This window comes from Salinibacter sp. (genome assembly GCF_042218895.1).
Classification (GTDB): domain Bacteria; phylum Bacteroidota; class Rhodothermia; order Rhodothermales; family Salinibacteraceae; genus Salinibacter.
The window spans coordinates 1-25,960 of the sequence record NZ_JBDGQQ010000113.1 but is presented as its reverse complement, the minus strand read 5'-3'; the positions used below and the strand labels follow the sequence as shown (position 1 = coordinate 25,960).

General features: G+C 59.5%; 19 protein-coding genes. 1 reads left to right on the top strand and 18 read right to left on the bottom strand.

Going from position 1 to position 25,960, the window contains the following annotated elements:
* From ABEL04_RS10010 to ABEL04_RS09925, 18 genes are all read right to left on the bottom strand, one after another.
* Positions 1 to 245: DUF4277 domain-containing protein (locus ABEL04_RS10010; RefSeq protein ID WP_375802251.1), on the bottom strand; the 245-nt coding region annotated here is incomplete at its 3' end.
* Positions 246 to 342: 97 nt separating this feature from the next.
* Entirely contained in the window at positions 343 to 1,221 is an 879-nt protein-coding gene (locus ABEL04_RS10005; RefSeq protein WP_375802250.1) for a Stf0 family sulfotransferase, read from the bottom strand.
* Positions 1,221 to 2,162 carry a glycosyltransferase family 2 protein gene (locus ABEL04_RS10000; RefSeq protein ID WP_375802249.1) on the bottom strand — a complete coding sequence of 314 codons (942 nt, stop codon included), beginning with the start codon at positions 2,160 to 2,162 and terminating at the stop codon, positions 1,221 to 1,223. Before ABEL04_RS10000 ends, ABEL04_RS10005 begins: the two co-directional genes overlap by 1 nt.
* A gap of 30 nt (positions 2,163 to 2,192) precedes the next feature.
* Complete coding sequence (locus tag ABEL04_RS09995; protein ID WP_375802248.1) at positions 2,193 to 3,083, bottom strand: sulfotransferase; 891 nt, start codon at positions 3,081 to 3,083, stop codon at positions 2,193 to 2,195.
* Positions 3,080 to 4,429 carry a glycosyltransferase family 4 protein gene (locus ABEL04_RS09990; RefSeq protein ID WP_375802247.1) on the bottom strand — a complete coding sequence of 450 codons (1,350 nt, stop codon included), beginning with the start codon at positions 4,427 to 4,429 and terminating at the stop codon, positions 3,080 to 3,082. The genes ABEL04_RS09995 and ABEL04_RS09990 overlap by 4 nt, the downstream gene beginning before the upstream one ends.
* Positions 4,430 to 4,518: 89 nt before the next feature.
* The gene (locus ABEL04_RS09985) at positions 4,519 to 5,586 is read right to left on the bottom strand and encodes a glycosyltransferase family 2 protein (protein WP_375802246.1); all 1,068 of its coding nucleotides are present in this window, start codon (positions 5,584 to 5,586) and stop codon (positions 4,519 to 4,521) included.
* A gap of 18 nt (positions 5,587 to 5,604) precedes the next feature.
* Entirely contained in the window at positions 5,605 to 6,843 is a 1,239-nt protein-coding gene (locus ABEL04_RS09980) for an asparagine synthase-related protein (protein ID WP_375802245.1), read from the bottom strand.
* A 189-nt stretch (positions 6,844 to 7,032) separates the two neighbouring features.
* Entirely contained in the window at positions 7,033 to 7,659 is a 627-nt protein-coding gene (locus ABEL04_RS09975; RefSeq protein ID WP_375802244.1) for a class I SAM-dependent methyltransferase, read from the bottom strand.
* A gap of 39 nt (positions 7,660 to 7,698) precedes the next feature.
* A complete protein-coding gene (locus ABEL04_RS09970) occupies positions 7,699 to 8,682 on the bottom strand; it encodes a GDP-mannose 4,6-dehydratase (RefSeq protein ID WP_375802243.1) in 984 nt (327 codons plus the stop codon).
* A gap of 51 nt (positions 8,683 to 8,733) precedes the next feature.
* Entirely contained in the window at positions 8,734 to 10,536 is a 1,803-nt protein-coding gene (locus ABEL04_RS09965) for an ABC transporter ATP-binding protein (protein ID WP_375802242.1), read from the bottom strand.
* 63 nt (positions 10,537 to 10,599) lie between these two features.
* A complete protein-coding gene (locus ABEL04_RS09960; RefSeq protein ID WP_375802241.1) occupies positions 10,600 to 11,739 on the bottom strand; it encodes a glycosyltransferase family 4 protein in 1,140 nt (379 codons plus the stop codon).
* Positions 11,740 to 12,083: 344 nt separating this feature from the next.
* Positions 12,084 to 13,007 carry a class I SAM-dependent methyltransferase gene (locus tag ABEL04_RS09955; RefSeq protein WP_375802240.1) on the bottom strand — a complete coding sequence of 308 codons (924 nt, stop codon included), beginning with the start codon at positions 13,005 to 13,007 and terminating at the stop codon, positions 12,084 to 12,086.
* 488 nt (positions 13,008 to 13,495) lie between these two features.
* Positions 13,496 to 15,283 (bottom strand): asparagine synthase (glutamine-hydrolyzing), encoded by a 1,788-nt coding sequence (gene asnB / locus ABEL04_RS09950; RefSeq protein WP_375802239.1) that lies wholly within the window; start codon positions 15,281 to 15,283, stop codon positions 13,496 to 13,498.
* Positions 15,284 to 15,300: 17 nt separating this feature from the next.
* Positions 15,301 to 16,326, bottom strand: a complete 1,026-nt coding sequence (locus tag ABEL04_RS09945; RefSeq protein WP_375802238.1) for a sulfotransferase domain-containing protein — start codon at positions 16,324 to 16,326, stop codon at positions 15,301 to 15,303.
* A 45-nt stretch (positions 16,327 to 16,371) separates the two neighbouring features.
* A complete protein-coding gene (locus ABEL04_RS09940) occupies positions 16,372 to 17,646 on the bottom strand; it encodes a glycosyltransferase family 4 protein (protein WP_375802237.1) in 1,275 nt (424 codons plus the stop codon).
* Positions 17,647 to 17,694: 48 nt separating this feature from the next.
* The gene (locus ABEL04_RS09935; RefSeq protein ID WP_375802236.1) at positions 17,695 to 18,777 is read right to left on the bottom strand and encodes an NAD-dependent epimerase/dehydratase family protein; all 1,083 of its coding nucleotides are present in this window, start codon (positions 18,775 to 18,777) and stop codon (positions 17,695 to 17,697) included.
* A 430-nt stretch (positions 18,778 to 19,207) separates the two neighbouring features.
* Complete coding sequence (locus tag ABEL04_RS09930) at positions 19,208 to 19,732, bottom strand: hypothetical protein (RefSeq protein ID WP_375802235.1); 525 nt, start codon at positions 19,730 to 19,732, stop codon at positions 19,208 to 19,210.
* Positions 19,733 to 19,830: 98 nt separating this feature from the next.
* Positions 19,831 to 22,314, bottom strand: a complete 2,484-nt coding sequence (locus ABEL04_RS09925) for a GumC family protein (protein ID WP_375802234.1) — start codon at positions 22,312 to 22,314, stop codon at positions 19,831 to 19,833.
* Positions 22,315 to 23,233: 919 nt separating this feature from the next.
* Here ABEL04_RS09925 and ABEL04_RS09920 point away from each other — a divergent pair.
* Positions 23,234 to 25,342, top strand: coding sequence for a T9SS type A sorting domain-containing protein (locus ABEL04_RS09920; protein ID WP_375802233.1), 2,109 nt, complete (start codon positions 23,234 to 23,236; stop codon positions 25,340 to 25,342).
* Positions 25,343 to 25,960: the final 618 nt, after the last annotated feature.

Below are 25,960 nucleotides of genomic sequence, written 5' to 3'. Positions count from 1 at the left end.
AACTGGGCGGTCAGATAAAGCCGCTGCTGAACAAATCCAAGGCCGGTTAGAACCAAGGCCTTCACCGCCTGGCCGACCGATACGTTGCGCTCCTCGAAATCCTGAGCGATCTGCTCGTCGATCCGTGCGCCGATCTCCAGTTCTTCGAACATTCCGGCCACCAGGCCAAGATGGTCGAAGATCTTGCTCTGAAGAACCTCGCTCTCGGAGGAATCGGAGTGTTCAGGCTCCTTCGGGCCGATCATGTCGGGACTAATTGTACCATGTTCCCGTTCACTTGTACAATGTTATGCCCAAAAGCATGTCAGTTCCCCCGAGCACCGGGGTGCGGAAGGTGGGATATTAGGGTATGAATTCTTCATACTTAGTACTCCTTAAAGCCTCTATCACCTCCCCATAGTTCTCTATGACCTCGCGAAGAGACCTCCGCCGAGTCCGGGCTGTACTGGCCCGAAGAGACCTCACGGGCAAGCCCAAGAAGTTTTGTATTTTTTCTATGTCGTCTTTTTTTTCACACAGATTTTCGTAGCTTACGTTAATATAATCGAAGCAAGAAAAAATCTTTTCCTTTTCTTTTTCTAACTTGAAGTGTCTTTCCATGCTCCTTAACATCTCTTCCGTATCCACATTTATTTTGGTTCTATCACTTATTCCTCCTCTCTTCTTAATTACCCACTTTTTTCTCTTGTTTGCCATTTTCATAGAAACGAACCTTTTAAGTTTATTCTTCCTTTTTATGTGTATAACTTTCACTCCTATATCTTTCATGTATCTCAAAGTTCTTTTTATCTCTCCCTCCCCGCTCATAGACGTTGCGCTTCCCTCGTTTATGTTGCAGTAAAGCACCTTGAAACCCACCGCTTTGATACTTGTGGGTGTCCTTTTATATACATACTTTTTCAGGAATTTATCATGCCCCTCATTTCTTAGGCCATCTTTTCCATGCAGAAAGTTAATGTGCTCGTAAAACCACTTCGGACTATGAGGATGAAAGAGCTCACTATAGCAAACGCACTTGGGATGTGACTGGAGCATACTCACGAGCATCGTTGAGCCCGTGCGTCCGTGTCCTAAAATAATGAAAGGTGTGTATTCAGTATGCGAGTCGGTGAGACCATACTCTCTCAACTTCAGGCGTATGACATGAGCTGCCGCTCGTGAGAGAATTCCAATTTTTTCTGTTGACTTCTTAACAAGATCAAGGAGTGAGTAACGACTCATTAACTTCGGAGATGTGGTTTGAAACACCTGATCAACGCTTCCCGGACTCGTAGGGCCATTTGAGGATGGATCATGCTAAGCCCCCGAAACAACACTCCCCCATGTGAAGGAGTGGGACCATTCAGTTGAACAGCAAGCCGGACTGCTTTGTCTGCCACCTCCCATTCAAATCGTGACGCCAACACGGCAGCAATTTTCCAGAGCTCATGCGCAATCGCCTCTCCATGCGTGTCGCCGTTGAATTGTGCACACTTCTTTAGCACATGGTACCGGGCTCGCTCACACTTCACAAGATTGGCCTGTGACATTGAGTCTTCCCGGTGATAGTTCACCACTGTCACCGTCGGATCAGCGTCGAACTGCAAGCCTGCACGGGCGAGTTTGCAGTGCATAGCGGCATCCTCATTGTAGTGTACCTTTGGGTCCGTGTCCGGACCGCCCGCTTCCAGGAAGGCGTCTCGACGATACAAACCGCAAAACGGATTGATCACAGTTCGGATGGTGTACTCGACTGGGTCTTCACGGAGCGCCTCCGCATCAAAATGCCGCACGTCGATTTTTTCGTCGGTGTCTTCCCGTCGCTCTTCGTAGCTAAAAACCACTACGTCGGGCGAGCTGTCTCTCTGCATCCATTTGTGGGACTGCTCCACAAAGTTGGGATACAGCATGTCGTCGGCGTCGTGGAAGTGGAGCCAGTCAGCGGACGCGTGCTTCGAAAGTCGCTTTCGTCCAACCGTACACCCCTGGTTTTCGTCCCCCGAAATCACCTCCGCTCCGTACGAGCGAGCCACCTCTGCCGTGTTGTCGGTGGAGCAGTCGTCGTAGACAAGAATCTCGTCGAAGTCTACTGTTTGCTCCTGCGCCGACTCGAGGAGTCGTGGCAGGTGGTTTGAGGCGTTGTACGCCGGGATGCAGAGGGAAATAGTAGAAGAAGCACTCATAAGATAAGTGCTGGCAAGAAAATATAAGATTCAGGAGTCGGTGCGACGGTCTTCAGACATCCAGTCTCGCAGGGCCTCCTCCAGCCGGTACGCAGCATATCCGGGTCTCTGCCCCCAGAACCTTGCTTTCTGCCAAATCGTCTCCAGAAGGGGACGCGCGTAAGCCGAACGCAAGGTTTCTGGCGCTACACCGTTCTCCAGACTGCGCTTTATGCGGTTGTGTAGACTCAGTAGTTGCTGATAGTTTTCAATGTACGATTCAGGCGGCGGAGAGAGCTTTCGGTCCGTGAGCCAGTTTGCCCGCCGTGGCTCGACGCCGACGAAATTGAACAATGAGTCGTGGGTGGGCAAATTCCCACTAAGGAGGACCTCTTCGTAGCCTATCTCGAGGATCTGGTGGCTATCCTGCATACTTCGGAGTATCCGACGAATCTGATAGGCTTCTATCGCATACTCCGCGAACTCATATCGGTTCAGTTCAAGTGTAGGGGCTGACCGTACTTTTGACTCCCCAACGTGCCGCCCCCAGACTCCGGTCTCCTGAGACTTAACGAGCGACCCGAACTGGGCGACCAGGTCGCGACGAACGAGGAGAATGATCCGCACGTCTGGGAGGTGGGTTCGAACGCCCTCCGCGAAGGCACGTGCGCGCTCATTCGATCCCGTCGTAAGTTTCATTCCTTGCGCCTCCGGCTCGGCTACCGACTGTGTGCTCGTCATCAAATCGAAGAGAGACGAGATCGAGGGGCGGGTTTTGGGATGCTTCCGGGTGAATATCGCCACCCCCTGCGTTAGAAACGGATCCACCGCGACCTCCTTGTGCAGCGCGCTGACAGACGGGTGCCCCCGCAGGGTGTTGTGCACGGCGGTGGTTCCGCTCCGAGGCATGCCGACAACCATGTAGCGTGTGGCTGAACTCATTGAGAGACTATCTTTTTCCACGCTCGTCGAATCACATACCGAGTGAGGTCCCGTAGCGGGAGGCGATCAAGCACCGAAAGAGATTTCCCCTCCACCTCGAACGCCCCTTTCGGGCGAATGGCCTTTGCCAACCAGGAGGAGTCGGCCGGCGCGTGTACCGCCCCTTTCGTGATCTCATCGTAGGTCTCAGATCGGCGACGCGCAACGCGCTCCGGGCTCAAGGTCTGCCGGACTGTTTCGCGGCCCGCTCGCCCAATCTCTTTGCGACGCGCCGACGAAAGCCCGAGAACGGTTTCAATCTTCCCTGCTAGGGCCCCGCCCTGGTCCGCCGGCACGACAAAGCCATTCTCGCCTTCGTCGATGACGTCACAGGCCCCCGCTCCGTCCGAACAGATCACCACGCTCCCTTCTCGCAGGGCCTCCACCGTGGTGTAGTTGAATACGTCCCAGATGGAGGGCACCACGACGAATTGCGCCGCGTTCTGGCGCCGCGCTACGGCTTCGGGGGGGATCTCGCCAATTGGGCGGACGGTCTCCCGCCAGACACGGGGATACCTGTCGGCCAGGTAGTCCGACATCGAGTGCCCCACGGCCCGGTAGTCTGTGTCTCGTCCCGCCCAGTCGATGAGAGGAGCGTCGGGACCGAGGCGCTGCTGGGCCTCGCAGAGCACCGTTGGGCCTTTCCAGTACTGAATGCGCCCCGCCACGAACCCCACGGCGTCCGTGTCGGGGGCCGATGGCGAAGTGTCCTCCTGCGGCCGGGGGGGAAGCGGAGGCGGCAGATACCCGACCTCCCGGTTCAGCCGCTCGCGCCACCGTCGGACGTTCTCGTGGGAGTGGCTCTGAAGCATATCGGCCCGGGACAGCCCCTGCAGCTCCAGCAGCCGCGTGAGATGCCCCTGGAGGGCTCCGCCTGCTTTCGGCTCCCGGGCGTCGATCTGCCCATTGCTGGCGTGCAATTGGACCAGCACGGGCGGAGTGTCGTCCGCAGTGACCCAGGGGAGGAAGGAAAGTCCGAAGTCCGTTGTCTCGATGAGATCATAGCCGGCCCCACGATCGGCCTGCTGGAAGAGCGCCCACGCGGCTCCCAGGGTGCGACGGAGGGGCGGAACGGCCTCGTACGCCGTGAACTTCTCGGTGGCCCGGGTCCGTCGGTCTACGTCGAGGAACTCGACGCTGTATCCCTGTTCTTCCCGACGAGGGTGGTCACTCGTGTATGCACTTCCAACCAGCACGTCGACGGCGTGCCCCTGCGCGGCAATGGCTGGGAGCAATGTCTTGTAGTACGTGGCAATCCCGCCTCCGTACTGCGGCGGAAACTCCGGCAGGACGAACAGGATGTTCATTGGTCGGACAATCGTTTCTTTTTTCGTGCCGGATGATATGACCCGCCGAGAGAGGATCGTCCAGAGCGATCGCGGATGGACAGGAGTGCTCAGGAAACGGAGGGGGTTGTCGACGACAGCCGATCCCGGGCGGCCCTCCACATCCACGGGATGGCGTCCTTCATGGGCGGCATCAACCGAGCACGCGCCTTGTGCCACACCCCTGCTCCCCATCCCTGGCGTTTCGCAACCTCCTCGGCCATCCGGTCCAGCCGGGGCAGCACCTCCCGTCGGACTGGCACGTGGGATCCATCTTCGCAAAACCGCTCGACGTGTGCTCGATAGAGGACACGCAGATACTCGAATACGAGGCGGTAATCGTCTATACCCGTTTCCTCAGTGGCCGTGTCCAGGCCGAATTGGTGCAGCCACACGAGGAAGTGAGCAATGTCGTCGTCGGCCGCAGACCCGAGCAGGGCCTGGTGCAGTTGCGCGGCAGCACGACAGTTCGTGTTCATCTGTGCCTCGCGGCTGGTGGCCGTGATGGAGCCTTCCGACCGCCGAAACTGGATCAGTTCGTCGGGCAGCGCGGCCAACCGGGTCTCCTGTGCCGCGCGGGTCCATAGCTCGTGGTCCTGCGAACACCTTGCCCAGTCGGCGTATCCCCCGAGGTTCTGAAGGAGAGAACGACGCACCATCACACTGGGGTGGGTAAAGCAGGCATTGAATAATAGGCGCCAGGTGATATGGCCGTGCTTCGTCGGGGGCATCCAGTAATCCACTGGCTCGCCCGTTTCGTCAATGACTCGCGCCGCTCCTCCCAGCACCCCAACGTCCGGGTTGGCCTCGAGAAAGCGAACCTGTCGTTCGAACCGATCCGGGCGGCTGATGTCGTCGTCGTCCATGCGGGCAATGTACGTTCCCCGCGCCAGCTCGAGCCCTCGGTTCAGTGAGGCGGTGAGTCCCCGGTTGTTCTGGTGCACAAGGCGGACACGGTTGTCCCGTTCGGCAAACCGCTCAAGGACTGCCCGAGAGCCGTCCGACGAGCCATCGTTTATGATGATGAACTCAAAGTCCTTGAACGTCTGCCCGAGTAGGCTCTGCACGGCCTGGGGCAAGTACGGGCGTCCGTCGTGGACGGACATTACGACACTCACCCGCGGGCCGGAGGCTGGCATATCTGAGGAGTCGAAGTTCTACTCACACGCTTCTAGGCACAACTCCAGCCCAGCCAGAATTCGGAGATCAAGGTTTAGGTCCATGCCGTCTTGGTGCGCCCTCCAGAGCCGATCCACATCGATCCACGACACGACAGGGCGATGGTCCAGTCTCGCAAGAAGCGATCCGACAAGCCCACGGAATGAGTTTTCAGTCCGCAGTGCTGTACTGAAATCAAAGTACTGGACCTTTCTGTAGGTCGACAGAAAAGGGATCTCGCGTTGTAATTTTCTTCGCACCCTCCCAAACAGGTGAGAAGTCCGTCCGGGAAGGGTGTCTTTCTTCAGTGGCAATCCGTCGTTCGTTTCGGTCGGAAGAGCGAACAACCTCGGCCATGCCCTACGGACAATTTTCTTGAACAATCGTCGGTTGACCCGAAGCCGACGTGGAAGCGGAAGAATAAACTGGAGCCACTTCTCATCCAGAAATGGAGAAAAGCAGTCTGACGGATTGACGAATGGCTTGATAAAGCACTGTTGACGAACGGCGTAATCCAATTGCTCTCCATAGTTCAGATCGCTACGACCAGCGGGCGGTTCTTCTGGTAGCGACGTTCGCGGGTCGAAACCAATCGGGGTCAGATCTACAGTCGTTGCATTGTTCCACCGGGCGAACTGACCACAGTGGGCATCCCACCCAAACTCATTCGGAAGGTAGTGGCTATGATGTGATCCCGCCGTCGTTTCTCCTAACCATCCGCTCCATTGAACAGTTGCGCCGGCACAGTTCTGCGCAACCTGCGTCCGAGCGTAGTGGTTGATGTATGCTTCGAAAATCCGTGTGGGATGGGGGAGGGTTCTCGCGTAGTCAAGGAGCTTTTCGTAAGACCATTCAAAGTGCTGTGGACGCAGATCGTAACGATAACTCGTAACTCCTGCTTTTTTCGCAACCTCCTGAGCCAACTCGTAATCGAATGCGCCTGGAACACCGTAAGAGCCGACCGCAATCTGGTCGGGACCTACCTGGTCTAAGAGGAGAGCTAGTACCGTTCGTGAGTCCAGCCCCCCACTCAGTAAGAGAGTATGCGTGGCATTTTCGGGAAACGACTCCCTCTCAAAATTTGCTTCTACAGATTTCTGGAGAGCCTTTTCGCCCCTCTCAACCAGGCTAGACGTAAGAGGATCGTGTGCACTGGCATCTATAATCGTTTCCGGAACAGAGCATTCGTCTGAGTTGGGATAGTATGAATAGTGAAGAAAGCCATGAATTTCGTCCACATATGAGAACATAACCCTTTACGTATTCCCAATTTGAGTATTATATTGCGTCTTGTACAAGGCCTACTTATCTAAATTGAAAATGCAATGGTATGGCCAGAAGAAAATACCACCACGGAGCGTTCAATTATTCGGCTAACAGCTTACTACCAGGGTGATTACGCCTTGCGAACCCCAGACGTGAAGGGCTCAACGGGAGGAGAGTATGAAACTGTTTTCTTGTAGCCAGTGCGTATGTTCTACCGCAGCAAGGTCCTCTCGAATCTTTTGGGTCGTGGGCTCATCTACATGCCAGCCTTTCATGTTGAACCATCGAATCCAGTGTTCATGGGGCCGGCAGTTGATGTGACCATGACCTTCCTGTCCTGGTGGTGCCGCCGTAAAGTAGATATGCTGATCAGATAAGTCACAAAGCTTGTTAACGAGGTCTTTACTCCGTGCGGGTTCGATGTGCTCAGCCACCTCAACGCAGCACACAAGGTCATAGCTCCCCGTCGCTTGCTCAAAATCGCCAATCGTAACGCGGGGCTTCAACGGATCGGGGAGAAATTCAACAACGTCTTCGGACACCTCAATTCCCCGAACGTCAAACCCTCTATCGTGAAGCGGAAGCATCAATAATCCTTGTGCACACCCAACATCGAATACCTTCTCGAAGTCAATATTTGATATTAAGCTTTTTGCCAATATCTCATAATCACTTTCAAACTTTGATCTACGCTCAAGCTCACTTACGTCGAACTCTTCTGGAGAAGGATTTATATAGTTCAAGTACCTCACCAATATACTCTTATTTTCGTCGCTAAGAATCTTCATTTTTAATTTTTACATCAAGTGACTAGACTTGCAAAAGCGCTACACTTCTACAGGCCGTTCGGCGTAGTAGTCGTTGACCCATTCCGCAAACTTTTCCAGTCCCTCATCGATGGATGTCTCCGGGGCCCAGTCGAGGAGCTCCCGGGCCTTCGAAATATCCGCATAGGTCCGCTTCACGTCCCCCGGCGGCATGGGCTGCTGTTCGATCATCGGCTCGATGCCGAGCGCGTCCCCGATGCCGTGGATCAGGTCCAGCAGTTCGGTCGTCTCTGAGCCGCCCAGGTTGATGATCTCGTACTCTTCTTGATCCAGGGCATGAGCGCGATGGAGGCTCTGGACAATGCCGTCGATGATGTCATTGACATACGTGTAGTCGCGACTCGACGTGCCGTCGCCGTACATCGTGATGGGCTGACCGGTGAGGAGCTGCCGGGCAAACTTGTGGATGGCCAGGTCCGGCCGCTGGCGCGGGCCGTAGACGGTGAACAGCCGCAGGCAGTGCACCGTCATGTCGTAAAGGTGGTGATAGGTGTGCGCCAAAAGTTCGCCGGACCGCTTCGATGCCGCGTACGGGGAGATTGGATGATGCACCGCGTCCTCCTCCGCGAAGGGCACCTTCTCATTGTTGCCATAGACAGACGAGGAGGAGCCGAAGACGAATTTCTTCACTTCCATCTGTCGCGCGAACTCCAGCATCGACTGTGTGCCGGTGATGTTGAAGTGGGCGCAGCCGACCGGGTTTTCGATCGAGGCACGCACGCCCGCCTTCGCTGCGAGGTGCACAATCGCGTCGATAGACTGCCCCTTCAGGACACTGCCAAGAAAAGCGGTGTTGTTAATGTCCTGCTCGTAGAAGTGGAAGTTCGGCCGGCCGGTTAGGTCGGCGATGCCTTCTTCCTTGATCTCGCGGTCGTAGTATGGGTCAAAGTTGTCGACAGCTTGCACGACGTGCCCGTCGTTAAGCAGGCGGCGACAGAGGTGGGCGCCGATGAAGCCGGCGCCGCCGGAAACGAGAATATGCACAACGCGTGGAGAGGAGATTTTTGAATGCCCGACAGTCGGACCTTGACTGTGCTACAGACTCTGCATCTCTACCATCTCGCGGAACTGCCCATTCTCACGGGACCGGAGTTCGTGGTAGGCCCCCGCCTCAATCACGCGTCCCTCATCGAGCACATAGACGCGATCGGCGTTTTTCACCGTCGAGAGCCGGTGCGCAATAATGACAACTGTCACCTCTCCTTGTAGCGCGTCGATGCTGCTCTGGATGTGCTGCTCGGAAGCCGTGTCGAGGTCGCTCGTCGCCTCGTCGAGAAGCAGTAAGTTCGGCTGCTTGAACAACTCTCGTGCAACAAACAGGCGTTGCCGCTGCCCACCGGAGAGGCGTACCCCCCGGTCCCCAACGACTGTCTGGTACCCGTTCGGCAAGTCGCGGATAAAGTGGTCGGCGTGGGCCCGTCGGGCCGCATCCATTACCTTCTCGCGGAGTGCCGGGTCCTCCTCAATGTCGCCCTGCCACAGACTGATGTTGTTTGCAACCGTATCGTCGAAGACTACCGTCTCCTGAGAGACGTAGCCGATCTGGTCGCGCCACGAGTCGAAATCAATCTCATTGTGGGGTACGCCGTCGATCCGAATCTCCCCGGTGCAGGGCGGCAGCATGAGCGTCATCATGTCCACGAGCGTCGACTTGCCGGCGCCGGACTCTCCTACGAGCGCCACGGTCTGGTTGGCGGGCACGGTAATGTTGACGTTGTGAAGGACATCGCCGTCCTCATCGTTGTAAGCAAAGTGGACGTCGTCAAACTCGATGCCTTCGGACAGAGGACCGAGCACTTCACCCTCTCGTTCTTCCTGGTGGGCCAGAACCGTATCGAATTCGTTGTCCACCATCTCCACGGATCCAATCGCGTCCATGGTTGCCTGCCATTTCTGCTGTACGGAAATGACCGTTTGCATACCCCGATGGAAGAGCAACAGTGCTACGAAGATGGGAGCGATCGGCTCCCGAAGCACAACTACCTGGAGGGAAATGATGCCCACGATGAGAAGCACAGAAGCGGGCTCTCGAATTGCTCCGGTAAACGCGGACGCGACGTTCTGGTGAAAAATGTACCCGGTGAGCCGTCGGATGCTCTCCATTATTCGGGAGCGCAGGTGGGCCGTCTGGTTCGTCGACACCACGTACTTTAGCGACTGTAGGGTCTGAACAAGGAGCTTATTCAGATGGCTCATCTCATGGGACTTCTCCCGTGAGAGCGTCCGTACATACGTGTTGAGATATTTAAAGAGAAACAGGATCCCAAGTCCTATACCGATGGCCAACAACGAAAATTTCCATGTGATGGCGAGGGCTGCTCCGAAATAAGCCAACGTCGTGAGAACTGTGGTCAGGAAGCCGACGAGGCTGTTGAATGAGCCAAAGAACCCTCCGACTTGACCGTTGATAACGTTAATGAAGTGTCCGGTATTGTTGCGGATGTAATACCGATGCTCCATCCCGGTGTACGCGTCGAAGAGCCGCGCCTTTAGTTCCCGGAGGAGCTGGGCCTGCAGGTAGCCTTTGTACCCGCTCTGCACGAACATGAGGAGGCCCTTTCCGACGAACACGACGGCGATGAACGCCAGGATGCCGCCCATAGACTCGGCAATCCCCATCCACGTGAGGAGGTCGTAGAGCCACTGCTCGGCGGTGCCCATGTCTTCGGGGCGTCCGCCGCTGGTCTCAGAGGCGCGCAGCAGCGGCAGGAGCAGAGCGATCCCAAAGCTCGACGCAAACGCCGTGAAGGCCGACAGGACGAAGATGATGTACATCCGGCGCCCGATGTAGCGGCGATAGATCTTCAGGTATCGGAACAGGTCTCCTAGAGTGTCCATGCAGTCAGTATCGGGTTCCAATAGAGTGCGAGGAATGAGTAGCTCCCAATTCCAACACGGGTCTCAAGGGGCTGCGGACGCCCCCGTCGTGCTTGTTCGGAAACAGTCGTCGACGACACGGTGCCAGCGCTTCCGGAATCGATCCACAGAGAAATAGTCGAGCCCATCCGGGACGCCCTGCGGCTCACGCAGAGCGTCGAGAATGCCCGCTTTAATATTGTCGGGGTCGTCTGGATCCACAACGGTCCCCAACTCACCATTTCGCACCGCCTCCTGACTGGCGTCGGCCATGCTCGCCACGACCGGCACCCCGCAGGCCAGGGCCTCAAAGTACACGATACCGAAGCCCTCACCGCGTCCCGGCATAACAAACGCATCTGCGAGGCGATAGTGATCGGCCTTTTCGTCTTCGGGCACGTACCCGGCAAACACCGTGCGGTCCTCCACCCCGAGGCGTTTCGCCTTCGCTTTGAGCCGTGGGCGGTCGTCTCCGTCCCCACAAACCAGGTACGCAATGTCTGGAACTTCATCGGACAGATCTGGCAGGACCTCCAGCACCTCGTCGTGTCCCTTATACTGCTCAGCTGAGGAGAGACGACCCAGTGTGAGGAGCACCGTTCGATCTTTCAACCCATAGCGACCCAGTAGATCGTTTTGTTTTGGCCCCGGACCGTAAAGCGATGTATCGATGCAGTTCGGAATGACGTGGCCCTGTTCGTCAGTAAGCGGTGCCCATTCGAGAAATCGGTCCTTTGTGTACTGACTCACGGACACGAAAGAATCGATGGCATACAGGCTCGGCATAGCCACCGTCGGCAGATGTAGTTTCCAGGCGTCTACACCGTGCAGAATTACGAGCAACGGTAGCCGCCGGATTTGCGCTACGAGTGCAGCTACCGGAAGCAGATTCATGTGTCCACAAATAATCCCATCGTATTCGGTATGCGGGTTACCGAATGTCAAGCGTAAGACTTCCCACAGATAGTGTAGTGTCGAGTCCGCCGCTTCTACGCGGTAGTCTACAGGACTTGGAATCTCCCCAATTGATTCTGAGGGAGCCACGCGAGGAAGTGCAGTTATCTGAGCAGACAAAGGTTCAGTGGTCAGGGCTCGACACAGGTCCCGGTTAAATTTAGCTATCCCTCCCCCTGTCCCGTAGGCATCCGTACAAAGAAAAAGAATGCTACTTGAATCAGGATACACGCGATGTGTGGTATTTTACTGATCCTCAGATTGGTTTCTCATTGGGACCGCAATAAGCAGTCTATGTCTATCAGTCTGTCGTACGATTTGCTTGGCGCATGAAACATGTCTGACATGATGGTATTTTGTATTTTTTAGATTAGAAATTATATACTAGAAACTCCAGTCAGCAACGTACCATATTCTACAGCCGCAAGCGATTCTGCCAATAACTGTCAGAGGCACTAACTTCTGCGACTGCCCCGGCATGCTCGCGGTACCTAGGTCGTTTCCGACAAAAGTAGCTGAGCAATGAGTCGGATGGGATCCTCTGCGCAAACTCGCTGGTCTCCTCTTGAGGACTTCTATGCCTTGTCACTTGTCACTTCAAGATATATGGAGGATGGGAAGTCGCCTTCTCCAGCACTCAGTCCGTCGGTGTTCGGGGCCGGACTATATCCTGGAAGGTACTCCCCAAGCTCATCGGGCCTTGAATAATGAAGCATGGATTGAGACACAAGAATTCGGAAGCGCTTGTTGTGTGCCAGGAAGGCAAGCAGGAGCGCACCTTCATGACCGAAGAACAAGGATGAATTTAGCATATTCCTTCCGTAGTCGTATGGAAAATTTATGTCGTGGAAATGTGCGTAAGCTCCCCCTTTTAACTTTGGTAGCATTTCTAATATTATCCGTGTCACTTCTCCAGCTGGCCCTAGAGCGTGAGTTGAGTCGACAAAGAACAGGAGGTCGCTTTCAAGCCCTGCTATACTCTCGGGCTTTACTTTTTCGGCTCCCTTCTGAATGAGGTCTATGCTTCCTCTTCCGCTAGCCCGCAATAAAAAATCATTCGGATACGGATCCACACAAATTATTTCGGGATTGTAGTTCGCGTACTCAGCGGCCTGAAGACAGACCGCAGTGGAGACCCCACAGCCGATTTGGAGTATCTGACTAGGCTTTTGCGTGGTAACGAAAGCGAAGAGAAAGTCAGCCTCTACAGGCCCAAAACCTTCCCTCCCGTTCCTCTTAGAGGCATCACCGTGTATATCCCTGGACTTTACTTCCTTTACCACTTTTGGTGGGCAGCACTCCTTCACAAACTCCACCTGTCTGCTGATACTGCTTCCCCTCACACACTCCATGGAGTACTCAGACCTCCATTTTTCTTTCTCTTTCAGACTCGCAATATCTGGAATTTCCGAGTAGAAGTGACGAGGCAATATATCTAGCCCCACACGCTGCCCTGTTTCGAATAATTTTCTTAGGGCTTTTTTTATATACTTTTTCACTTTTATTTGTTTTTTAATTTCGGGTTATTTTTGTGTATTTATTTTTTATGATTTTTCGTATATACCCAACCAAAGAAGCTTTGCGTTCTCGTAGTACAGAGTTGATTGGGAAGACCAACGCGCTCAGGTGCACAGCTTTCACGATTTGGAATGGCACGATTTGGAATGGTGGCCCGGTCCTGAGCGAAACGGGAGGGCTCCCTCATCGGGCGTAAGGGACTCGTCGTGGCAGGTAACTCCCACGGCACGGACGGTCCGCAGAATTCGGTCCACCTGCTCCGAGGTCAAGGCCTTCTCCCCAGCCTTAATGTCGAAGATCTCGCGCCGCAGATTCCCACCGCTGGTCCGTACGGTAGAAGGGCCCCGATAGCTGCCCCCTTTGTTCATCCAGGCCATCGTGCAAATGCGAGAGTGAACATCCAGCTTTATGCGTGACTCGGCAACGTGCTGCGCGACCTTCTCTAGAACGCTCGTGGCATGATCTGGATCTATCTCGTGCTCACCGTCTGGTCGTACACGTACTGTGCCCATCCCCGCAATCCCCGCGTTGAGGCGTACTCGGGCCGGTCGCTCAGGAGCCACTCCCGCATCGGCACGAAGAACCCGGACTTCGGGCGGTCCAGCAAGTCTTCCGGCAGCGATATCTCCGGGGTTTTCGCCATGTCCTGTTTCGTGAGGCCATGACGGACCACCAGCGGGGCCACCCGTTGCCACAGGTCCCAGTCCACCAGCGGCGTGCGCACCTCCAGCGAGTGGGCCATGCTGGCCCAGTCGGTATCCCGCAGGAGCCGACTGCGCATGTACCGGCTCGACTCCAGCGCCGCCACGCGCAGATGCGGGGTCTGGATGCCGGCCACGGTCTCCTGCAGGCGCAGCCGCGGCTGGAGGGATTCCCACCCCGCCCGGGCGAGGTCCGAGTCCAGCACGTCCGGCAACTCCCACGGCATGTACAGGCCCCGACGGAGCAGATAGGCCCCGCCATAGTCGCCCCCGTACTCGAGGAGACCCGCATACTTCGGCGAGGTCATCTGCCCGATTACCGGCGCCGCGACGGCCCGCAGCCCCTTGCCCACCGTGGCCGCCCCCGGCACGGCCTCGACCGTCGACACGAGGCGCGGAATCTGCGAGAAGCTGGGGTACCCGCCGAAAAGCTCATCGCCCCCAAGTCCAGACAGGGCCACCTTGAGGCCCGCCTCCCGGGCCGCTCGGCTCACGAAGTAGCTGTTGGCCCCGTCGATCGTCGGCTGGTCCATGGCGCCGAGGAAGTCGTCGCGGGCCGCCGCAAAGTCGCCCTGGGTGACCCAAACCGTTTCGTGGTCCGTACCGTAGCGGGACGCAATGCGCTCGGCCCCGGGCACCTCGTCGTTGGGCGTCCCCCGAAACTCTTCGAACCCGAGCGTCACCGTCTTGATGCCGCCCCGCACCTCCGACGCGAGGGCCGTGAGGGTCGCCGAGTCCAGTCCGGCGGAGAGGAAGAGGCCGACGTCGACGTCCGCGATCAGGTGCTGCCGGACGCTGTCCAGCAGGGCCTCCCGGAGCGCCGGCCGCGGCGGCCGTCCATTCGACGCAGTGTCGACCCGCCGCAGGGCCTCCGGTACCGACGCGAAGGCGCGGGGCGCCTGGACCCCGTTCTCGCGGTCGACCCAGCAGGTGTGCCCGGCCGGCAGGGCGCGGATGCCCTCGTAGAGCGTGTGCGGCTCGGGGACGTGCCCCCACAGGAAGAAGCCGACGTGCCCGGCCGGGTTTGGCGACGTATTGACGGCGCCGATGCCCCGGAGCGCCTGCACCTGCGAGGCGAGGTGCAGGGCGCGCCCGTCGTCGGCGTAGTAGAGGGGCTTGATGCCGTGCGGGTCGCGGGCCATGAGGAGGCCCTCCCGGCTCTCGTCGTAGAGCGCAAACGCGTACATGCCGCGCAGCCGATCGACGAAATCCCGCCCGTGCTCGGCGTAGAGGTAGAGCAGCACCTCCGTGTCGGTGTCCGACTGGAACCGGTACCCCTTGCCCTCGAGCTCGTCTCGGAGCGCCTGGTGATTGTAGATTTCTCCGTTGTAGATGACCCGCAGCCCCTGCTCTTCGGCCGCCATGGGCTGTGCCCCCCGATCCGACAAGTCGATGATGGAGAGCCGCCGGTGCGCCAGGGCGACGCCCCGGCCCTCGCTCTCCCAGTAGCCGGAGGCGTCGGGCCCCCGGGCCTGCATGCAGTCCCGGGCTCGCTGCAGAGCCGCCCGGTCGACCGTCCCTCCCCCGTAGCAAAATGAGGCTGCAATGCCGCACATCGGCGTGTGCGCTTGGGTCAGCGTGCTGTCTGCGTGCTCGTCTTACTCCCCCACCGTGATGATTTCCTCTGGCAGTCGTTCAGGCGGTCGTAGTCCGGTTCGAGGGCATCGGTGTAGAACCGGGACAGTCCCACCTCGTCGACGATCGACAGAATGTCGCCGACCTGCCGCTCCGAAAGGCGCCGGCGCCACTTTTTGAGCTGGCGCTCGGGCCGCCGGTACATCCGGTCCACGACAGACGAGGACGGCTCTCGAAGCTGATCCTGCATTTCTGTCGTCAAGTCCGCCCCAAGCGCCCCTACAATCCGGCGAAGCTCTTCCTCCCCCCGAGTGACAAGGCGCTCGTAGGGGGCGAGGGCCCAGGGATAGTCGCCCTCGGCATGGTGGAGGAGCGGGACGTAGTGATCTATGCACCAGTGCACTGCCAGGACCTCGACCTGCGTGGTGATGCGCTCCAGGACAGGCCCGAAGGGGTCGCGGAGCGCATCGGGAAGCGCGCCCCCGTGAAGGGCCTGCTCGGCCCGGGTCGGGCCGTGCCCTCGCAGGCGCGATTCCTTCCAGGCGCCCTGCTGCAGCATAGACGCCACGACCGCGCACGGGTGGCGGACCATGAGCACGATCCCCTGCACGTCAAACTGCCGCGCAAACCAGCGTAGGGCCCGGTTGAGACGGCAGAACTTGACGATCAGTTTTTTGCGAGTGGCGTGTTCGAGCACCTTTCCGGGCTGGGAGTCCGCCTCGAAAAACCAGGCCGGAATGTCTCGCGCCTGTCCGCGAAGGACCCGCTTAAGGTACCGCCGCTGCCGCGGGGCGTCTTCATCGGGGGCAATGTACTTGTGCCACCCGAATCCGTATTCATGCCGGGCCCTCCGGTACAGGAGCGGTTCGTTGAGGGCCTTGCGCCCGGGCAGCGTGCGGAGCAGTTCAAGGAGCCACGTGGTGCCGGCCCGGGGCACCCCCGCAATCACGAGGCTTTCTTCCGTCGAACACCGGCCCCAGTAGCCAGCAGCCTCGAAGATGCCCTGCTTAATTGACTGTACCACAGTCTCGCGTCGCGGCGTGTCACAGGGACGTCGAAATGACCAGACCTACGCGACGACCGGCTCGGGCTTTATCTCGACTCGGTCTTCTAGGAGGCCTTCCCACTCCCGGCAGCATACGTCTCGCTCGAACGACTCCAAAAACGCTTCCCGTCCATTCTCACCGAGTCTCCTGCGCTCTTCGTCGTCGCTGTAGATCCGAAGCACCCTGTCGTAGAGCGCCTGCTCAGGACCGGAATCCCGCGAAGGATCGACCACATACCCCGCGTCGTATTCCCGAATTGTCTCCCCGGACTCGGACGCTTCCGGCCCCACCATCAAGGCCGGCCGACCGGCAGCCATGATTCCGTACAGTTTCCCGGGCACGGCGATGCCCGCCATCTCTTCGCGAAGCGTCATCAGGTGCACGTCCGCCATGGGGAGCGAGTACCTGAGGTCTTCGCGGGGAAAGTACGGCAGGTAGCGAAAGTTCGACAGGTCGTGCGTCTCGGCAAACGTCTCGATGCGCTCCTTCTGCGGCCCTTCCCCAACGAACACAAACTCGATCTCAGGGTGGCCATCGAGCCGCCTCATCACCGCCAGTACTTCCTCAAAGCGGTGGGCGCGGCCTGCATTGCCCGAGTACATGACGACGAACTTGCCCTCAAGGCCCAGATCGCTCCGTAGCGGGTTGTCCTCGTGCGCGACGGGGTAGATTTCGTCCTTCCTGTTCCACACCGGAATCGTGTGCAGCCGATCATTCGCCACCCCCTTCTCGTGGAGACGGCGCTTCATGTGCGTTCCGAGGTCCACGACGAAGTCGGCGCCGCGGTACCCGGCATTGTTGAGGGCATGCAGCAGGCGAGCGGGGAAGCCTTTCTCCTTCAGCATGCCGGCCGCCACCTCGGCGTCCGGGTGCAGGTCCATCGACCAGATGCCGTAGGCCTGCCCCCGCAGCGCCTGAGCGACAGTGCCGACGAGCGGCAAAAGGGGCGGGGTCGTGAGCGTGACGATATAGTCGTAGGAGGGGCCCGTTAGGACACGAGCCAATGTGCTCGTGTAGAAGCTCGCGTAGTCGGTGAGCCGTCCCAGGACCGTGTCCCGCCCGAAGGCCGTCGCCCGCACCCGGTAGATGTGCACCCCGTTGTGGACCTCTTCGGCGGGCACGTCCATCGAACCGGACAGGTAGTGGCCGCGGCTGCAGAGGACATGCACGTCGAAGCCCTCGCTGGCCAGGTACTCCGCAAGGTCCGTCAGGTGCTGGGCCGTGGACGCAAAGTCTGGCCAGTAGTGCTGGTTGATAAACAGGATGGACGGGGCGTCGTCCGCCTCGGATCGGGTCATATACATGCGCTCGACGTCACGTCGTCAGATACCCTCTAAAGTGAACTGCTAGTGCGCCACGGCGAACCGGCTGGTCGACTCCTGCTCGCGGTGCCTCCGGATCTGCTCCTCGATCCACTCGGCGGTGACCTCCATCCCATCCCGAAGCGACGTTGGCGGCTCCCACCCGAGCTCGTTTAGAATCTTGGTGTTATCCGAGTTTCGCCCATCGACGCCCTGCGGCTTGGTCAGGTCGTACTCCCGGTCGAGGTCCACGCCAACCGCCTCCTCGATCACGTCCACCAGCTCGTTGATCGTCACCAGTTCGTCGCTCCCGAGGTTGATCGGGTCGGTAATGTCCGAATGCATAATGCGCTGGGTCCCGTCGACGCAGTCGTCGATGTACATGAAGCTTCGGGTCTGCGTCCCGTCTCCCCAGATCAGAATCGAGTGGTCGCCGGACAATTTGGCCTCGATGGCCTTGCGCGTGAGGGCCGCTGGGGCCTTTTCGCGACCGCCGTCGTAGGTGCCGAATGGGCCGTACACGTTGTGGTAGCGGGCCACCCGCGTGGTAACCCCAAAGTCCTCGCGGAAGTGGCGGCACATCCGCTCGCTGAAGAGCTTCTCCCACCCGTACCCGTCCTCGGCGAGGGCCGGGTAGGCGTCCTCTTCGGACAAGGGCTCCACGTCGGCGGTGTCCTGGAGCTCCTGGTTGTAGACGCAGGCGCTCGACGAATAGAAGTATCTGTCGATGTCCATGTCCCTCGCGGCCATGAGCAGGTGCGTGTTGATCGTCACGCTGAGCATGCAGAGGGCCTTGTTGTTCTCGATAAAGCCCATCCCGCCCATGTCGGCGGCGAGGTTGTAGACGTGGTCCGCGTGTTCTAAAGCCCGGTAGCAGTTTTCCTTCTCGCGGAGGTCGAGGGAGCGGTTGTCCGCCGCGTCAAACTTCTGGAACCACTGGTTCGGCGGCTTGATGTCGACGGCGCGGACCTGAGAGTAGCCCTGCCGCAACAGGTCCGCCACGAGGTGGCCGCCGATAAAGCCGCCTGCGCCGCAGACGACGACGGTCTGGTCGGTGTCGACACTCCCCTGGTAAACGGGAGGTTGATCGAGTCGCTCCTCCTGCTTTCCGTTTGCTCTGTAGGACATGGGAGAACCCCCGGACAGGTTTGTGTTGAGATCGGATGTTTTCTCGGCGTCGACGGCCGGGCCCCAGTTACGGGGCGCGGAGATACAGCTTCGCCACGTCAGTCACATGACCGTGTCAGTCATCTGACAGCGTCGGTGCTGGCGGGGATCGCCCCGCAGGAGCCGATAAGCAGGACGACTCATGGCCTTTCTGGACGCCCGTGCAGAGCGCTTCCTGCACGTCTCTGGAGCTCCAGGCTTCGCGAAGGCCTTCACCGTCGTCCAAACGTCGTGCGATGGGGCAAGCCCGTCGCCGCCTGTAGGCAAAGCCAGCCCCACAGGGCCGCCTAAATTTCTTTTGGCCTTCTGCTTCCAGCCCGAGGCGGCGTGGGCACACTGGCGCTGCACGTGAGCCAGTCGGGCGTCTCCCAACCTGGACTTTCTCTCGCCCTCACTCCCGGATGAAGCGTATGATGGTCAGCGTAAAGGTAGCCGCTGACGTCAGAATCTGGAACACGTCGAACCAGGGAAACGGCCTCTGATTCTCAACCCGAATCACGTCCCCTGACTTCAGATCCGGGTAGTCGGATTTCGACACGAGCTGGTCCAACTCCGCTTTGAATATTAGCTCGCGGCCTCCGTTCGCCGGACGATAGAGGCGTATCTTCGTATCCCCCCGACCAAAACTGAATCTTCCTCGCGTCCGCACGTCCCCCGTCCCTCCCGAGAGCGCTAGCAGTCGGGCCAGATCAATATTCTCGCCGATCTTGTACAGGCCCGTCTGACCGACATCTCCGAGCAGAAGGACCTGGATGGTGTTCTGGCCCGGCCGTGCGAACGTGTAGTAGGATGTCCCGCCCCCTTGTAGTCCCTCGGGGAGCTGCTGCCCACGGGCCGGGCCCGCCGCAACGAGGAGGAGCGATAGGACCCCTCCGATGACGTATGGGAAGAATGCATCGGACATTGTGGAACTCATAAAGGTAGGCCCAGATCTTCGGTCGGGGAGATCAGTCTAAGTTTCAGTGTCCCGCTCGTATCAGAATGGCCGGGTCGACCGCAGGGTCGCCCCCGGTTTCACGAGCGCTCCTCCTCAGCGGAGTCCGGCAGGGACGCATACTGGTCGTAGGGGCCGTATTCGCCGTAGTACCGGTAGCGGTACTTGTACCCGTACGCCATCGACACGTCGAAGCCATTGAACACCACTCCTGTTACCCGGGCCCCCACGTCGCTGAGCGTCTCCATGGCGCGGTCAAGTTCGGATTCGGTCGTCCGGCCAGCCCGGACGACGCAGAGGGTCGTGTCGGAATGGGTCGAGAGGAGCGAGGCATCGGTCGTCGCCAGCACGGGGGACGTGTCCATGACGACCGAGTCGAAATGCTTCCGGGCCACGTGCAGAAACTCGCGGAACCGGGACGAGCTGAGGACCTCCGTGGGGTTTGCTCCATTGGTCGTCCCCACGGGCAGGACGAAGAGGTTGTCGATTGCGGGGGTCTTCAGGTGCTCCTCCAGGGTCGCATTCATGGCGTCCATGAGGCCTGGGCTCCGCGACATCCCGAAGAGCTTGTGGATGCGGGGACGGCGCAGGTCGGTATCGAGCAAAAGCGTGGAGCGGCCCGACTGAGCCGTCACGACCGCCAGGTTGGCCGCAGTGACGGATTTTCCGTCTCCCGCGCCCGGGCTGGTGACGAGGAGCGCCTCCCTCGGCTCGTCCGGCTGGCTGTGCTGGACGCGCGTCCGAACCTGGCGGTACGCCTCCGCGGCCGCAGAGTTGGGCTTCACCACGGTGACCAGGCTTGTGTTAAAGTGATTCCCATCATGCTCCACGGTGGTCTGCCCCCCGAGCTGATCCTCGATGAGGGGGGTGAGGTTGGGAACGATGCCGAGCTCGCGGTATCCCAGTTCATTGAGACGATCCGGCTTGTAGACCCGGTTGTCGAGCTTGTCGCGGCCCAGGGCAAGCCCAATGCCCCCAATTAGTCCCAGGACCAGCGCCCAGAAGAGGTTCCGGCGGGGACGCGGCCGGACCGGCCGTCCGGGAACGGCGGCCTCGGACACACTACTGGCGTACCCCAGCTCAGACTTCACCTGGATGCGGGCTTTCTGGAGCCGCTTGTTGATGAATTCGTACATCTGCTTTGCGTAGCTCCGCCTGCGCTTGAGCTGGGCGAGCTGCATGGACTTCTTCGGAATCTTGTTCAGCTCCGCCTCATACTCCTGGAGCCGGTTGGACAGAACGTCGATACGGGACTTCAGGCCAGTAATTCGGACGCGTTTTTTAGAAATCTGGCGCCGCAGATCCGCGACGCGCTGTGCCCCCGCTTCGGCACTTAATCCCCCGGACAGAACCTCATTCGTGTACTTGTCGGAGAGCGCGGACACCTTCGCGCGAAGGTCCTGGATGCGCCGGTCGATTTGCTCGATTTGCGCGCTGTCGGCGGGCGTGGGAGCACCGGACTGGAGCATCAGCTCCTGCTTCGACAGCTCAAGGTCCGCGATTTTTGACTGCAGCGCTTCGATTTGCTTTCTCAGGCTCGATCCCACGCGCTGGGACATCTGGTCGGGCCGGATCGAGTCGAGCTGTGCCTTGAGGGATTTCAGGGCCCTCCTCTGCATCTTCAGCTTCACCCGGGCCTCCTCCAGGCTGGCCTCCGTCTGTGAGATTCGGCCGACTAGGGAGCTCCCTTCGTTGCTGAGGGAGACGGCTTCTTGCCGCCGCTTATACGCCTGAATCTTTCGCTCGATGGCCCGCAGTTTCTGCTTCCGCTGCTTGGCTTGCTTTTCCAAGAACCGCCGCGAGGCCGACACCTGGGACCGGCTGGACTTCCGCGCAAAGCGCACGTACTCCTTTGAATACAGGTTGGCCAGGGTCGCCGCAAGCTCCGGGTTCTCGTCGGACGCCGTGATCCGGATCGCATTGTCTGCCTGCTCCGACGGCGCGAATCGAACGTGACCGGCCAGCGCCGCCGCTACCTCAGCCGCGGTGTACCCCTCCTGGCTTTCTTGCGAGGCGTTCTGGTTCTCCTCAGGCCCGCCCGCGGCCCCGAGAAGTCGGCGAACCGACGCCCACGCCTGGTCACTGAGCCGACCGAGCGGGGACTGGACGGTCGACCCGAGAAGTTGCCCGGCCTTCCCCTGATCGATAAGCCGCTGGGCCACCCTGCGCCGCAGCGACTGCGAGTTTCGCAGCACGACCAGCTCGTTTTGAATCGAGCGGTTGCCCTGCCCCATCAAGCTCCCCGTCCCGGCACTAGGTCCCTCAGCCCCGCTCAGGAAGGAGCGTTCTTGTTCCTGCTCGACGAGCACCAAGGTACTCGTCCGATAGACGGGGACCTGCGTGTAGGTGTAGACCGCTACTCCTCCAACCACGAGCAGACACGTCAGGATGATGAGCCACTTCCGGCGCAGAAGGAGATCAAGGGCCTGTTCCGCTTGCTCTTTGAAGCCCTGGTGCCCACCCGGATACTCGGCGAAATCGCCTGTTTCCGCATCCCAGGAGCGAACAACGTCCCCGTCACCGGAGCGATCTCTTCCAGAGCCTTCCCGCACGAGACGAGCCATGTTGATCTGTGTATCTGTGAATTGCAGGGACTCAGGGACCTTCGCCCGACCACGACTTCACTCGACAAGTTCTCAAGAGGCGGTTCGTTGCCGATCTTCCCCACGTCGGCGTGAGGTCCCAGGTGCTATTAAGTGCGATGGGTACCAGCTGTGACTTGTGCTTCAGCGTCGTTTTCCTAAACACGGGTTCGGGCACCAGACACAAGCACTGACTGACTGGCCACCGTTCCGCTGGAGAAGGAATCTTTTCTTGAGACGAAAACACCTCTGCGAATAGCACTCTCAATGATGGGGGCGGCTCGGCGTCAGGGCGTCATCGAAAAAACACTCCCCCATCTACCTTTGGAGCATCCCCGGTCTTCTTCCACGCCCCCGTCTCCTGGGAGCCTCGGAGGAGGAGTCACGCCCACATGCGCTCAGTGCGGGAGTACAGGGAGAAAGAAGCGGACACAGAACCTCTCCTCACCGCCCGAGCTCATTGCCTGGATGCCTGGGGACATTCTGCCGATCCGTTACGATTTTAAACGTATTACTATTCGTAACAAGAGGCCACCTATAGAAACGATTTTTCCTCGTCCCGCCCCGGCCCACAGTTCACTTCCGGAGACCTTTCCGTCTCCTCCAGCGTTTCGGGGCGCTTTGTCAAAGGTAGGAAGTAAAGTTTATCGGTTCTGTTCCTGTTTTTCAACCGGACCTCTCGCTACTGTCGTAGAGCCAGGTCCGCCGGGCGTGCCGGTCGAGGGCCTCATTTCCCGGGAACACCTTTTGCGAAAGAATAGGGAGCACAGTTCCACGTTGTTTTCCGCTGCTCCCCATGCCTCGCTTCTACCGATTGATTGCTTCCCTCACGGCTGTCCTGCTCCTTTTTCCGTGGGCTGGTCACGCGGAGGAGGCCTTGTCACCTTGTCCCACGAACGCGGTGAGCAACGCGACCGTTGTCTTTCCCTCCTCGACGTCCGACGCCGTCGGGCCCACCGATGCCTCCCTTGCCGGGGGAGCGACGCCCGACTCGATTGCGATATTTTCGCCGGAGGGGGACTGTGTAGGGGTTACGGCCTGGAACGATTCGAGTGGGGTCGCCCTTCCCGTCGCCGGGCAAGATGCCCTCACGCAAGGCGGGCTCGCAGAGGGTGATTCCCTGCACTTTCGCATCTACGACGCGTCGCGAGACTCTGTGGACCATGCTGTCGTGGAGTACGAGGAGTGCTCCGCCGTCGCGTCCAGCCTGCAACCGCTGTGCCAAAGCAGCGGGACGTATCGGAAGGACGCTGTGTACATGGTCGAGGCAATCGGAAGCTACACGCGCACGCTCCGCGTGAGGGGGTCGTCCGGGAAGAGCGGGGGGGACGCCGGGTGGCGCTTTATCGGCCTCCCGACCGCCTCGTCGGCGCAGGCGGAGGATCTCCGCATTGGAGAAAATCCCGTCGACTTCAATATGTCGGGGGGATACATGCTTTACGAGTGGGACGATCAGGCTTCTACGTCGAAAGATCCTGCGGGAGCCTACAGGGGACTCTCTCCCACAGACCAGCTCCGCCCAGGCCATGGGTACGCCATTTACCTCCCCGATCAGTCTCCATATCCAGTTGATCCGTCGACGACGATCAGTCTAGCGGGAAATCCGAACCTGCGGGAGGCGAATCCGGTGACGGTGGATGATCTGGCCCAGACGGCCCGCTGGCACCTCCTCGCCAATCCCTACCCAAGCGGCTACGACCTCTCCGGGCTTTCGGACCTGGCGTCGAACGGCTTTCAGAGTACAGTGCAGCGCTACGACACCGATGCGGGGACGTGGGTCGCCGAAAGCCAGTCGTCCGCGAAGGTTGCGGGCTGGGAGGCCTTCTTCGTCGAGCGGACCGACTACAGTGGGGGACAGGGCGCAACCTCACTCACGTTTGATCCAGGGGGACGGACCATCGGGGTCCCATTTGGCGGCTCCAAGTCAAAGGACGCTTCCCCGCGGCGCCACGCCTCCCTCGGACTCGCCCTCCACGTGAGGGGGGCCGCTGGGGACACGCTCGGCCGGGATCACGCCCTGCGGGTTGTCTTCGACGAGCGGGCTACGAAACACTGGGATTCGTTCGACGCCTCAAAGCTTACGCCTCTCGACGCGGAGCACGCCCTGCTGCCCCTCCTTGGGACGGGCCGAGATGGGTCCCGCACCGAGAAGGCCGCGGAGAGCCGACCGTGGCCCTCCGGGCTCCAGTCGATTCCCCTCCGGCTCCGAACGCACGGACTCGAAGCGGAGCTGGCCACGATCGCGGTGCGCCAGTGGTCCTTGCCGGAGGGCTGGAGCGCCCGGATCGTCGACACGGACACCCGGAGGACCCATGCCCTGAGTGCTGATGCAGCCTCCACCTTCGCCGTGCGCACCGACTCGACCCGGAAGCACCCGCGCTTCGAGCTGCAGATTGCTCCAGACGGGGAGCGGTTCCCGATCGAGTTGTCCGCCTTCGAAGCCACGCTCAAGGACGAGGCCGTGCATCTGCAGTGGCAGGTTCCGACCCAGAAGGCAAGCGAGGCGAGCTTCCACGTCGATCGTCGTATCGTCACGGACACGACGGGCGGAGCGGGCTCGGGCTCCTGGACCGAGGTCGGGGTCGTCAACGGGCAAGGAGAGAAAACCGGGCAGGGCCGGACCCTTCGGTTCAAGGATGCCGCGCTCTCGTACGAAGCGGTGCGGTTTGAGTATCGCCTGCGCCGGGTTGGTCCCGACGGGCTGGCGTCTCTCTCCGAAACCGTCAGTGTCGAACGGTCGAGGATCCAGCAGGTCAATCTCCATGGGTCGTTTCCAAACCCGGCCCGCCAGCAGGCGACGATTCGGTACGCGCTGCCCCGTGATCAGCGGGTTCAGCTCGACGTGTACGACGTGCTCGGCCGCCGGGTGATGCGCTTAGTCGGCGGGCGCAAGGAGGCAGGGCGTCATCAGGTTGCCCTCAACGCGTCCCGCCTTTCGAGTGGCACATATTTCTACCGGTTAAGCACCGGAGAGACGACGAAAACCCGCAGGCTCACCGTAGTCCGCTGACGGCCCGCGGGGCTCGCTGGAGCTTTGGGCTCGCTCCAATCCGTTCTCCGACGCGCGCGGCTCTTACTTGCCATTCAGTGCGGATTGACTCCTTTCGGAACCGTTTTCGGTCAGAACCGCGGGACGGTCTCCGGCATCCCCGAAGAGACCGGCCGCCCTTGGGATGAATTGCCGCGGGGAGACAGGGGGCTCCCCATCCCGGCGTCGGCGCTCCGGTCCCACAAAATAACCCGGATTCTGGCAGGGAACGGAGCGTTCTCTCGTCGGGAGCGGCTGGGGACAATCGTTTCGAAATGAAAAGGACGCCTGGGAGAAACGCACCGGGGGGCAGCACTCCTACGCTCCGGGCCGATTCTGAGGACAGGGGCTCCTCGTCGGGAAAGAGCTCTTCGCGCGGGACCGTGAACGCAGGAAATCACGGTCTCTAGCCTGCACAGAGGCTTTTTCGGCTTCGACCGTGCCGGACACCCGCGCGCATTGAGTCGGTCGTATCGGTAGTATCTCAAGTTCGGCACGCTTCTTGAGAAGGAGATAGGCGGCATTCTGCACCTATCATTTTCCTCTTCCCATGTTTGTTCTCGCACAATACGTGGTGATTGGCCTCGCCGCAGTCCTATA

What these genes read in the sequence shown, in the direction of transcription:
- ABEL04_RS10000 (WP_375802249.1), bottom strand. Translation starts at nt 2,162, where the DNA reads ATGAGTGCTTCTTCTACTATTTCCCTCTGCATCCCGGCGTACAACGCC.
- ABEL04_RS09985 (WP_375802246.1), bottom strand. Translation starts at nt 5,586, where the DNA reads ATGCCAGCCTCCGGCCCGCGGGTGAGTGTCGTAATGTCCGTCCACGAC.
- ABEL04_RS09965 (WP_375802242.1), bottom strand. Translation starts at nt 10,536, where the DNA reads ATGGACACTCTAGGAGACCTGTTCCGATACCTGAAGATCTATCGCCGC.
- ABEL04_RS09925 (WP_375802234.1), bottom strand. Translation starts at nt 22,314, where the DNA reads ATGGCTCGTCTCGTGCGGGAAGGCTCTGGAAGAGATCGCTCCGGTGAC.
- asnB (WP_375802239.1), bottom strand. Translation starts at nt 15,283, where the DNA reads ATGTGCGGCATTGCAGCCTCATTTTGCTACGGGGGAGGGACGGTCGAC.
- ABEL04_RS10005 (WP_375802250.1), bottom strand. Translation starts at nt 1,221, where the DNA reads ATGAGTCGTTACTCACTCCTTGATCTTGTTAAGAAGTCAACAGAAAAA.
- ABEL04_RS09940 (WP_375802237.1), bottom strand. Translation starts at nt 17,646, where the DNA reads ATGACCCGATCCGAGGCGGACGACGCCCCGTCCATCCTGTTTATCAAC.
- ABEL04_RS09930 (WP_375802235.1), bottom strand. Translation starts at nt 19,732, where the DNA reads ATGAGTTCCACAATGTCCGATGCATTCTTCCCATACGTCATCGGAGGG.
- ABEL04_RS09975 (WP_375802244.1), bottom strand. Translation starts at nt 7,659, where the DNA reads ATGAAGATTCTTAGCGACGAAAATAAGAGTATATTGGTGAGGTACTTG.
- ABEL04_RS09990 (WP_375802247.1), bottom strand. Translation starts at nt 4,429, where the DNA reads ATGAACATCCTGTTCGTCCTGCCGGAGTTTCCGCCGCAGTACGGAGGC.
- ABEL04_RS09995 (WP_375802248.1), bottom strand. Translation starts at nt 3,083, where the DNA reads ATGAGTTCAGCCACACGCTACATGGTTGTCGGCATGCCTCGGAGCGGA.
- ABEL04_RS09935 (WP_375802236.1), bottom strand. Translation starts at nt 18,777, where the DNA reads ATGTCCTACAGAGCAAACGGAAAGCAGGAGGAGCGACTCGATCAACCT.